The 10,085-nt window shown below is 71.8% G+C and carries 9 protein-coding genes; 6 read left to right on the forward strand and 3 right to left on the reverse strand.

Annotation, left to right across the window (positions count from 1 at the left end):
* Nucleotides 1–15 precede the first annotated feature (15 nt).
* Nucleotides 16–543, forward strand: a complete 528-nt coding sequence (locus ACZ4XD_RS30645; RefSeq protein ID WP_251085683.1) for a nuclear transport factor 2 family protein — start codon at nucleotides 16–18, stop codon at nucleotides 541–543.
* Nucleotides 540–1,802, forward strand: coding sequence for an amidohydrolase family protein (locus tag ACZ4XD_RS30650; RefSeq protein WP_468047386.1), 1,263 nt, complete (start codon nucleotides 540–542; stop codon nucleotides 1,800–1,802). Before ACZ4XD_RS30645 ends, ACZ4XD_RS30650 begins: the two co-directional genes overlap by 4 nt.
* A 7-nt stretch (nucleotides 1,803–1,809) precedes the next feature.
* Here ACZ4XD_RS30650 and ACZ4XD_RS30655 read toward each other — a convergent pair whose 3' ends face one another.
* Complete coding sequence (locus ACZ4XD_RS30655; RefSeq protein ID WP_468047387.1) at nucleotides 1,810–2,319, reverse strand: MarR family winged helix-turn-helix transcriptional regulator; 510 nt, start codon at nucleotides 2,317–2,319, stop codon at nucleotides 1,810–1,812.
* 345 nt (nucleotides 2,320–2,664) lie between these two features.
* On the opposite strand from ACZ4XD_RS30655, the gene ACZ4XD_RS30660 reads away from it, so the two are divergent.
* The gene (locus ACZ4XD_RS30660) at nucleotides 2,665–3,315 is read left to right on the forward strand and encodes an alpha/beta hydrolase (RefSeq protein WP_468047389.1); all 651 of its coding nucleotides are present in this window, start codon (nucleotides 2,665–2,667) and stop codon (nucleotides 3,313–3,315) included.
* A 69-nt stretch (nucleotides 3,316–3,384) separates the two neighbouring features.
* On the opposite strand, the gene ACZ4XD_RS30665 is transcribed toward ACZ4XD_RS30660, so the two are convergent.
* Complete coding sequence (locus ACZ4XD_RS30665; RefSeq protein WP_468047391.1) at nucleotides 3,385–4,311, reverse strand: CAP domain-containing protein; 927 nt, start codon at nucleotides 4,309–4,311, stop codon at nucleotides 3,385–3,387.
* 313 nt (nucleotides 4,312–4,624) lie between these two features.
* Between ACZ4XD_RS30665 and ACZ4XD_RS30670 the strand changes: the two genes are divergently transcribed.
* Together ACZ4XD_RS30670 and ACZ4XD_RS30675 are read left to right on the forward strand one after the other, a co-directional pair.
* Nucleotides 4,625–6,133 (forward strand): sigma-70 family RNA polymerase sigma factor, encoded by a 1,509-nt coding sequence (locus ACZ4XD_RS30670; RefSeq protein WP_468047393.1) that lies wholly within the window; start codon nucleotides 4,625–4,627, stop codon nucleotides 6,131–6,133.
* A gap of 169 nt (nucleotides 6,134–6,302) precedes the next feature.
* Complete coding sequence (locus ACZ4XD_RS30675) at nucleotides 6,303–7,310, forward strand: NADP-dependent oxidoreductase (protein WP_468047394.1); 1,008 nt, start codon at nucleotides 6,303–6,305, stop codon at nucleotides 7,308–7,310.
* Between the two features lie 219 nt (nucleotides 7,311–7,529).
* Here ACZ4XD_RS30675 and ACZ4XD_RS30680 read toward each other — a convergent pair whose 3' ends face one another.
* Nucleotides 7,530–8,870, reverse strand: a complete 1,341-nt coding sequence (locus ACZ4XD_RS30680; RefSeq protein ID WP_468047395.1) for a M64 family metallopeptidase — start codon at nucleotides 8,868–8,870, stop codon at nucleotides 7,530–7,532.
* A gap of 502 nt (nucleotides 8,871–9,372) precedes the next feature.
* Between ACZ4XD_RS30680 and ACZ4XD_RS30685 the strand changes: the two genes are divergently transcribed.
* Nucleotides 9,373–9,900 (forward strand): lamin tail domain-containing protein, encoded by a 528-nt coding sequence (locus ACZ4XD_RS30685; protein WP_468047397.1) that lies wholly within the window; start codon nucleotides 9,373–9,375, stop codon nucleotides 9,898–9,900.
* Nucleotides 9,901–10,085 lie beyond the last annotated feature (185 nt).

The following is a 10,085-nucleotide window of genomic DNA, read 5'->3' on the forward strand; positions in this document are numbered from 1 at the left end:
GGGCACCTCACACCAGTGAACCCCCGTACCCACCGCCGCACCCTGCTCCGCGCCGGCGCCGCCGCGCTGCCCCTGGCGGCCCTGGCGCCGGCCGCCCAGGCCGATGAACGATCCGACCGGCTCACCGCCGCCCAGGTGTCGAGCTGGACCGACGCCTATCTGGAGAGCTGGCGGACCAAGAACGACAAGGCCGCGGTCCGGCTGTTCACCCCGGACGCCGTGTACGAGGCGGTGCCCGGCGTGGAAGCGCAGACCTTCCGCGGACGCGACGCCATCGGCCGCTACTGGCGCGACATCACCGCCGGCCAGAGCGACATGACCGGCCGTCACGGCACCCCGGTCGTCACCGGAAACCGGGCGGCCGTCGAACTCTGGGTCACCCTGCGGGCCCCCGCCCTCAACCCCGACGGCGAGCACTGGGTCACCTTCCTGGAGACCAACTTCCTCACCTTCGCCCCCGACGGCCGCTGCCGGCGCAACACCGAGTACTGGAACCTCCAGATGGGCCGCCTGGCACCGCCCCAGGGGTGGGGCACTGCATGACCCCCGCACGCCTGCTCGTCACCGGTGGCCGGGTCCTCACCATGGACCCGGCCACCGGTGAACTGCCGTCCGCCGACATCCTGGTGGCGGACGGCCGGATCATCGAGGTACGCCCGGGCATCGACCCCGCCGCGGCGGACGAGCGGATCGACGCCCGGGGGTGCCTGGTGCTCCCCGGCTTCGTCGACACCCACCGGCACATGTGGCAGGCGGCGCTCCGCGGCAGCGGCGCCGACCAGACCCTCGACCAGTACTTCGCGACGGTGCTGCACACCCTGGCGCCCCGGCTCAGCGCCGACGACCTCCACCTGGGCAATCTGCTGAGTGCGCTGGGTGCCCTGGACGCGGGGGTGACCACCGTCCAGGACATCTCCAATGTCGACAAGCCGACCGAGGAGCACACCGACGCCCTGCTCGACGCGCTCACCGAATCCGGGCTGCGCAGCGTCTTCGCCTACGGGCAGGGCACCGCGCAGGACGCCCGCCGTATTCGCGGCGGTCGGCTGCACGGCGGGGACGGCCTGGTGACCATGGCGCTGAACGCCGAGTTCGGCGGCGAGGAGAGCACCCGGAACAGCTGGGCCCTGGCCCGTGAACTGGAGGTGCCGACCGCGCTGCACGTCCGGGGCGGCAGACCCGTCTCCCGGCTGCGCCGCCTCGGCGTCCTGCGCCCCGGAACGGTGTTCATCCACGGCACCGGGTTGGACGCCGGCGAGCTGGAGCTGATCCGCGACAGCGGTGGGGCCTTGTCGGTCGCGCCCGCCATCGAGATGACCATGGGGCACGGTCTGCCGCCGTTCGCCGCGGCGGCGGCCGCGGGTCTGCGTCCGAGCCTCAGCGTCGATGTCGAAGTCGCCGCACCGAGCGATATGTTCACGCAGATGCGGACCGCCTTCCAGGTCGGCCGCTTCGCCGCGCTCCAGGGCCACGCGGGCCCCGACGCGCCCTTGCTCACCACCCGGGAGGTGCTGGAGTTCGCGACGCTGGGCGGAGCCGAGGCGCTCGGGATGGCGGACCGGATCGGCTCCCTCACGCCGGGCAAGCAGGCGGATCTGCTGGTGCTGCGGACCGACCGCCCCGGAGTGGCGCCGGTGCACGACGCCACCGCGGCCGTCGTCTCGTCGATGGACCGCGCCGATGTCGACACCGTGGTGGTCGCCGGGCGGATCGTCAAGCGCGACGGGCGGCTGGAATACGCGGGGCTGCCGCGGCTGCTGGACCGGGCGGAGGAGGTGCGTGACCGGCTGACCGGCCGCTGACCTCGCGTCAGCGCCGGATCAGTACGCCCTCCTCGATGGCGGCCAGCGCGATGCGCAGCTGCTCGCTGAGGGCCTTCGCCGTACGCTCCGGAATCCGGTCGACGAGCCGGGCGTGCACGGCGGTGGTGGCGCGCACCGCCGCCTCGGCGGTCTCCACCCCGCTCGGGGTGAGCTGCACCCAGCTGCTGCGCGCATCGTCCTCGGCCGCCGCGCGGGTGACATGGCCGGCGGCCACCAGACGCTTGATGACATTGCTGGTCCCACCGGAGGACAGCAGGAGTGCGTGCGTGAGGTCGGTCGGCTTGAGGCGGTAGGGGGCGCCGATTCGGCGGAGGGTGGCGAGGACCCCGTACTCGGCCTGGGTGAGCCCGAGTTTCTCCAGCTCGGCGGCCGCGGCGATATCAAAGGCCGAAACCAACAGGGCGGTCCTTTTGGCCAGTTCCAGGGGAAGGCCGGCGATTTCGGGCAGTTCGTGTCCCCATGCCGAGATGATCTCGTCTACGTGGTCAGGCTCCACTGTGAACCGCCTTCCCTCTTCCCGATGCTCAGTACAAAGATATCCCACCCTCCGTACAGGCATGTTCTGACCTGGGGAGACTGTGTGGTTGCCAGATGTGGACGCTGTGAAAAGCTTTCCATCTACCTTTCAATATAGCTTTTCCCAATGCTTTCTCTCTATGCTTCTCTCATGTTTGCATGTGCGCCGAGACGTGCCCTGGCCATGACAGCGGTCCTGTTTCTGGCCTTGACCAGTGCCACCGCGTGCGCCGGCGGTGACGCGGAAAAGGCCCCACAAGGGAGCGCAATGGCGGAAAACCGTCGCTCCGCCGAGGGAGGAACCACCGAGAAAGGAACCATCGCCGTGCGAGAGTTCAGCGCCACACCGGACCGGCTGCCGTCGTGCTTCCACGACGTGGCAGGCGCCACCGCGTACCGTCTGCCCGGTTCCTCGGGGAAGGGCCGCCTGGTCACCCTGGGCAGCGGTCCCCGTGGGGTGGTCTTCGCCCCCATCTCCTGGGGCGACGCCTGCGAATGGGCGGCCGAGGCCAAGCGGCTCGCCGCCGGCGGCTATCACGTGGTCACCCTCGACTGGGGTACGGACCGCCGCCGGACCATCTCCGACGCGACCCGCTTGCTGCGCTCGCGCGGTGCCAAGGACGTGGCGTGGGTGGGCGGTTGTATGGGCGGCAACGTGATGCTCGGCATGCTGACGGACCGCACCGACCGCCCGGCCGGGGTCGCCGGTATCAGCCCCCTCGCCTCGTTGGGCGGCTACTCCGCCGGGAGCGGCACCTCGTACGACGGGGAACTGCTGCTCCTGGGCACCGCCGACGACCCGCTCGCCGACGAGAAGCGGCTGCGCGAGGTCGCGCACAGCTTCCCCGAGGCCGAGGTCACGGTCCTGCCCGGCACCCGCCACGCCGCCGAGATCTTCGCCGGCCCGCACGGTACGGCGGCCCGCCGCAGTCTCGACGGCTTCCTCGACCGGACCTTCGCCCCGGCCGACAGCTGACCTGCGCTCCCGCAGGGAACCGGCGGTGCGAGCCGGCTCCGGCCCGCACCGCCGGGAAGCCCCGGCGTATCAGCGGTGGGTGGCGAAGTCCTGCGTCCACCAGGGGCCGTTGCCGCTGAGATTGACGCCCACACCGGTGGTCTTGTAGGAGCAGTTGAGGATGTTGTCCCGGTGGCCCGGGCTCTTCATCCAGCCCTCCATCGCCGTGGCCGGGTCCTTCGGGCTCTTGAAGATGTTCTCCGCCCAACTTCCCCACGGGTACCCGGCCTTGGTCATCCGGGTACCGGGGTCGACGCCTTCCGGGGTGTTGTGGTCGTAGAAGTTGCGGGCGGCCATGTCGTCCGAGTGGGCCTGCGCCGCGCGCTGTATTCGGGCATCGACCGTGAGCGGGCCACAACCGTGCTGCGCCCGCTGCGCGTTGACCAGCTCGACGATCTTCTGCGCGAACCGCGCGGCGGTGCCCGACGCGGTCTGCGCTCCGTTCGGCGTGGTGGCACCCGCACCGGAATCGACGTGCGGCGTACGGGGCGTCGTCTGCCGGTCGTTCCCGGAGCCGCTCCCGGAACCGCTGCCGGGACGGCTGGCCTTCGGCCGGGGCGAAGTGTGCTTCTTGGCCTGCTTCTTGGCCTTGGACGGAGAGGCCGAGGGCTTGTGGGGCTTGGCCGAGGGCGAGGTGTCCGGTGTCGCGGAAGCGGAGACCTTCGCCGTGGGCGCCGACGGCTCGGACGCGTCCGCCGCGAGTGCCCGGTCGGCTCCGGAATCGGGGCGCAGCAGCACCGCGGACGCGCCGCCCACGGTGACCACGGCTGCCACCGCCAGCAGGGTGGCCTTGCGCCGGGGAGTGCTGCCGGCGCGGTGCGAACCGCCGGTCCGCCCGTGCCGGCCGCCCGTCCCGGCCCCGCCGGAACGCCGGTGCGTACCGGCCTCGCCCGTCCCGCGGCCGCTCCCGGCCGGAGTCTCGTCGTGGCGCTCCGTCTGAAGGTGGTCGTAGTTCATGGTTCCGTTTCCTGTGGGGGACAGCGATCCGTCGGCCCGCGGAGCCCGGGGACCCGTTGGTTTCGCGGCCGACACAGGGGAGACCACGGGGCCGGCACCCGATAACGAAAAGCGCGAAAACTTTTTTCGCGGGCCGTCGGCAGGCCGGATCGCACCCGGCGTGAGGGGCCGGGACACCGGGAGCGCGCCACCGGCGCGGGCCGGGGAACGGGGCTCTTCGGGACCACGTAGGTTTTCGTTATCGCGGCCGGCGCGCGGGGTCTCCGGTGTGCGGGGGCCACGGGTACGCACGAAGGAACAGGAACGAGTGGGCGTGAAGCAGGAAAACGGGACGGCGGCCGTCGAGGCGGCCAAGGCCGGGGACGAAGAGGCCCGGGAGCAGTTGGTCGCCGCCTACCTGCCGCTGATCTACAACGTCGTGGGACGGGCGCTGGACGGTCATGCGGACGTCGACGACGTGGTGCAGGAGACCATGCTGCGGGTCCTGGAGTCGCTGGCCGACCTGCGGGAGCCGGCGTCCTTCCGCTCCTGGCTGGTGGCGATCGCCATGAACCAGGTACGCCGCCGGTGGTCCGCCGCCCGGAAGACCCCCGTGGTCGGCCTGGACCAGGCGCCGGAACGGGCCGACCGCTCGGCCGATTTCGTGGACCTGACCATTCTGAAGCTGGGGCTGTCCGGCCAGCGCCGTGAGGTGGCCGCGGCCACCCGCTGGTTGGACGAGCGGGACCGGTCGCTGCTGTCCCTGTGGTGGCTGGAGGCTGCCGGCGAGATCACCAGGCCGGAGCTGGTCGCCGCCGTCGGCATCGACTCCCGCCATGCGGCGGTGCGGGTGCAGCGCATGAAGGAGCAGCTGGAGGCCGGTCGCGTCGTGGTCCGCGCGCTCTCGGCGACGCCGCGCTGCCCCGAACTCTCCCAGCTCACGGCGGCCTGGGACCAGGAGCCCTGCGCCCTGTGGCGCAAGCGAATAGCCCGCCATGCGCGGCAGTGCACGGACTGCTCCGGACACTGGGACGGCCTGCTGCCCGCCGAGGGCCTGCTGGCCGGTCTCGCCCTGCTGCCGCTGCCCTCGCATCTCACTCCGCCGCACGTCCTGCCGGCCCCGGCCGCCGCGACCGTGCAGGCGACCTCGACACCCCCGCCGCACCACCCCTCCGGTACATCCGGCGCACACCCCGTGTCGCCGCGCCCGCCCCGGGGGAAGACGGGCCCGGTCGTCGCGGGCACCGCCACCCTCGTGGTGGCCGTCGGCGCCGCCGTGTGGTGGTCTCCCAGCACGTCCCCGGAGAAACAGCCGGCCGAGCCGAAGGCGACCCGCACCGTGGCCTCGCGCACCCCGTCGCCCACCCCTACCCCCACGCCCACCCCGTCCCCGTCGCGCTCCAAGACCGCACCCCCCACCCGCTCCGCCACCCCGACTCCCACCCCCTCGGCCACCCCGCCCGACCTCGAAGAGCAGGCCACCGCACTCATCAACCAGCGGCGGGCGCGGGCCGGCTGCGGGCCGCTGCGTATCGACCGGCGACTGCACACCGCGGCACAGCGTCACTCCGCCGATATGGCGGCCCGCCAGTACTACGAGCACCAGGCCCCGGACGGCACCGGCCCCGACGACCGGATCACCGCCACCGGCTACCGGTGGAGCAGCTGGGGCGAGAACCTCGACCGCGGCCCGCGGACCGCCGCCGGGGCGGTGAACGACTGGATGGGCGACCGGATGCACCGCGACAACCTGCTCAACTGCGCCTACACGGACGTCGGCATCGGCGTCGTCCAGGGGGCGGGCGGTCCCTGGTGGACCCAGGATCTCGCGGCACCGCGCTGACCTTCGCGGCCGGAGAGACCAACGGCCGTCCAGAGCCCGTCAGTTGGGTGGGCCACCGGCGCCGGGACGCCCTGTGTCCGGCAGCGCTGCACCTTTACGGAATGCCGTGCGAGTCGGCAGTGCTGCACCTTTACGCAAAGCGTTCCGTCGCACACAAGGAGAGCAGCGTATGACCGACACCGTGCAGGAGTGGCAGCTGGCCGCACGTCCCGTGGGGCGCCCGGTGCCGGGGGACTTCCGACTCGTGGAGCGGGAGTTGCCGGCACCGGCCGAGGGGGAGGTGTGGGTCCGCAACACCTTTCTGTCGGTGGATCCGTATATGCGGGCCCTGATGAGCGCCGAGGAGACGGGGAGCCTGGCCTACGAATTAGACCAACCGATGACGGGCGGCGCTGTCGGCGAAGTGGTCGTCTCGCGGGCGGCCGGTCTGTCGCCGGGGGACCTGGTCCTCAGCGACCTCGGATGGCGCACCGCCGCGGTCGCGCCGGCCGGCCGGTTCACCAGGCTGCGGCGCGTCGCTGGGGTACCGGACTCCGCGTTCCTCGGCGTACTGGGGATGCCCGGACTGAGCGCCTACGTCGGGCTGACCGAGATCGCGGGAATGCGCCCGGGGGACACGGTGTTCGTTTCCGGCGCGGCCGGGGCGGTGGGCAGCCTGGCCGGGCAGATCGCGCGGCTGCGCGGAGCGAAGGCGGTGATCGGCAGCGCCGGGTCGGCGGCGAAGGTGGAGTACCTGACCGGCGAACTCGGCTTCACCGCCGCCTTCAACTACAAGACCGGCCCGGTGCGCGAACTGCTCGCCGAGGCCGCCCCGGACGGTATCGATGTGTACTTCGACAACGTCGGAGGCGACCACTTGGAGGCCGCCATCGACGCACTGAGGCCGAACGGCCGGGCCGCGCTGTGCGGAGCGATTTCCGGGTACCACGACACCGAACCCGCGCCGGGGCCGCGCAACATGGTCGAGCTGGTGAAGAAGCGGATCACGCTGCGCGGCTTCGAGGTCGGGGACCATGCGGCTCTCCAGCCGCGCTTCGCCGAGGAGATGGGCGGCTGGCTGGCCGGAGGGAAGATCACCTTCCGTGAAACGGTCGAGGACGGCATCGCCCACGCGGTCGACACCTTCCTCGGGCTGATGAACGGCCGCAACACCGGAAAGATGGTGGTGCGCATCTGACGGCGCCGGACCGCGCCTAACCGTGCCTGACCGCGTCGGCCGCCCGTAGGAGGAGCCGTTGACGGCGATGACTGCCCACGGCCTCACCCACTGGCAGACACGGCCTCGTCGGGTGCGCTGACCACGCCGCCGCACGACGAGCCTGCCCCGGCCCCCGGGCGGGCGCGTTGAGCGGCCCACCCGGCGACCGGGGCGGTGTGCGAGGAGCTGAGGGGCGTACTACTGGGGCGCGACGTGCCAGGTCAGCGAGCGGGAGAGCAGCTTGCGCAGCGCCGGGTCACGGACCGCCTTCGTACGGTCGATGGCCCGTGCCGTGACCGTGTGGGCGCGACCGTCGGCCGGCACGCCCAGGGTGCGCGGGATGACCGAGGTCTTGCCGCGCGCGGCCTTGCGTTCGCGGCCGTCGACGGACCACGTCAGCTGCGCGGAGGCGGGTGCGGTAACCCGGATACGGGTCCCGCGGGACACCGCGTGGTGGGTCGAGAGCGGGCTGCTCAGCACGCTCGCATAGCGGTAGAAGCCCGCGATCATCGCTTCGCGGCCGGGGAGGTTGAACTCCCGGCCCAGGGTCCGCATGATCGAGTTCTCGGTGGGGCGGTTGAGCCCGTACTGGTAGTAGCCGCCGCCCTCGAACGCGCCCACCGCGCCGCCGTCCGGCGACTGCTGGCCGATCCAGCGGTACCACTTCTGCTGCTGAGCGGTCATCTGGTCGGCGGAGAGCTTGCTGAGGTTCGCCTGGGCGGGCTCGGGCCCGGAGTAGGTGCCGGACTGGCCGTAGTCGTACTCGTCGGCGAGCTTGCCCAGCGAGTGACCGGTTTCGTGCACCGCGACCTGGTCCGACTGGTCGTTGTCGGAGGAGGCGGTGGCGATCCCGTCGTAACCGACCTGCGAGGAGATGTCGTTGTAGCCCGCACCGCCGTACTTGGTGGAGTTGGAGAGGACCACGACGAGGTCGGCGGCCGGGGCCTTGGAGGCGTACGACTCGACCTTGCCGGTGTCGACGCACAGCAGCCGTTCGGTGCCCTCGCAGAAGAAAGCGGAGTCCAGGGCGGTGTCGCGGACCACGTCCTTGGTCGGGTCCCCGGAGACGCCGGACTCGTTGGAGACGGCGTCGACGGCCCAGACGTTGAACAGGCCGCGGTATGCCGCGTACGGCTCCACGGCGGAGATCTTGGCCCACTTGGTGCGGACGTCGGCGTGGAAGTCCTCCTGCTGGGCGGCGGTGTAGCCGTCACCGATGAAGACGACATCGAGCTTGGAGCCGACCGGGCCGCTCTGCACGATCGAGGTGACATCGCCGTCGCCGGCGGCGATCGCGGCCTTCTCGGACGGCGCGAGCGGTTTCGAGACCGGGACGGTGGTCTGCCGTGGGTGGCCGCCCGCGCCGCTGAAGTACTCGACGTGCTGGGTGCGTGCGGCATGCGGCGGCGGGATGGCGGTCTCCGCGGTGGCCGCGGCGGCCGTCGCAGCCACCGCCACCGCGGCGACGCCGACGGACACCGCGGTGCGTATGCGTGGCGATATGCGTCTGCGGTGATGTCCGGAAGTGTTTCTGCGCATGGGGGGTTCCTCCCGAAGCCCGCCGCAACGCGGCGGGTTGAGCCGAAATCAGGCGCGCTCAACGTAGAGGCTCCGGGGGCTCCAGGCAACGGATGGTGCGTAAGTGGCACACCGGACAGCGGAGTTCCGGTATGGGAGGGGGCGTGCGGAGGCGCTCCGGCAGGGCAACCTCTGTGCCCGGCGGGCGACTTGTGTGCCCGGCGCCGACACCCCGCCCGGCCCCCGTCCTGGCATCCGTCCGCCGTCCCCGTCCGCCCCGATGGCCCGTGCCCCGTAAGGGAAGTGCGGCGATACGTGTAGGGGGTGTCGCCAGTGGCGGGGTGGGCGCGGGGGCGTGCGCGCCTGGCGTGGTGCGGTTGTGTATATGTCCGTGTTTTGTAACACCAACTTGGATTTCTTCCGCCAAGGCGTGACGGGCCGTCACTCTGTGGGAGCCCGGTCAAACCGGCCGGGAGTCCGGTTTTTGGGCGTCCTGAATGTGGCGCCTTTCACAGGAGGTTCGATGTTCCGTAACGCTTCGCGTGTCGCCATGGTGGTACTGGGCTCCGCCGCCCTGGCAGCCACCGCCGCCCTCCCGGCCAGCGCGGATGGCCACTACCGCCACACTCCGCAGCACTGGCGGTCCGCCGTGGTCCTGGGACCGATCCAGTACGACAGCCCGGGACGCGACGACCGCTCGAACCGCAGCCTCAACGCGGAGTGGGTGACGGTGCGGAACACCGGCCGCACACCCGTCAACCTCAAGGGCTGGAGCCTGTCCGACAAGAGCGGACACGCCTACCGCTTCGGCAACCTGCGACTGGCCGGCCACAGCCAGGTCCGTGTCCACACCGGCTACGGCCACGACAACCGCTGGGAGGTCTACCAGGACCGGCGCAACTACGTCTGGGACAACGACCATGACCACGCGACCCTGCGCAACGACCACCGTCGGGTCGTCGACCAGGTGCGCTGGGGGCACGGGCACGGGCACGGGCACGGTCACGGACACGGTCACGGACACGGATACGGGCACGGACACGGTCACTGACCCCGTGCGGCGCTGACCGGTGAGGGAGGGGGCGCCCGTCTCTCCCTCGCCGGCCGCCGCTCCGGTACCGGGGGGGGGGGGGGGGGGGGAGGGGGGGGGGCAGCGCGCGGGGGGGGGGGGGGGGGGGAGGGGTATGACCAACTGGTAACCTACAGCCACACCTGGCAGAGAAGCGGATCGTCCCC

The organism is Streptomyces sp. NPDC029466, assembly GCF_055574515.1.